This is a genomic window from Adlercreutzia sp. DFI.6.23 (assembly GCF_024462535.1).
GTDB lineage: Bacteria > Actinomycetota > Coriobacteriia > Coriobacteriales > Eggerthellaceae > Adlercreutzia > Adlercreutzia rubneri.
The window spans coordinates 1-458 of sequence record NZ_JANGBP010000067.1; the positions used below are offsets into that span (position 1 = coordinate 1).

The following is a 458-nucleotide window of genomic DNA, read 5'->3' on the forward strand; positions in this document are numbered from 1 at the left end:
CCGCGCCTGACCGACCGCTCCTACAAGCACAACTACTACGACGAGAAGATCACCCTTGAGGAGCGCCTGGTGCGCACCGCCAACAAGGACTTCGTGACCACCGAGGTCGAGCCGATGTGGGACGCCGCCGACGTGATGCGCATGGGCAAGGACCTGTTCATCCAGCACGGCCTGACCACCAACCGCGCCGCCATGGACTGGTTCCAGCGCTACTACCCCGAGTACCGCGTGCACGCCGTGAACTTCCCCGGCGACCCCTACCCGATCCACATCGACGCGACCTTCGTGCCGCTGCGCCCGGGCCTGATCATCAACAACCCGCACCGCCCGCTGCCCGAGCCGCAGCGCGCCATCTTCGAGGCCAACGACTGGCAGATCGTCGAGGCCGCCCAGCCCGCGCACACCGAGCCGCCGGCGCTGTGCTACTCCTCCGTGTGGCTGTCCATGAACTGCCTGGT

1 pseudogene is annotated in these 458 nt (G+C 67.2%); it reads left to right on the forward strand.

The annotated features are described in order from the left end of the window. Nucleotides 1–458: pseudogene (locus NE591_RS12365) on the forward strand (serine/threonine protein kinase); the annotation flags it as partial.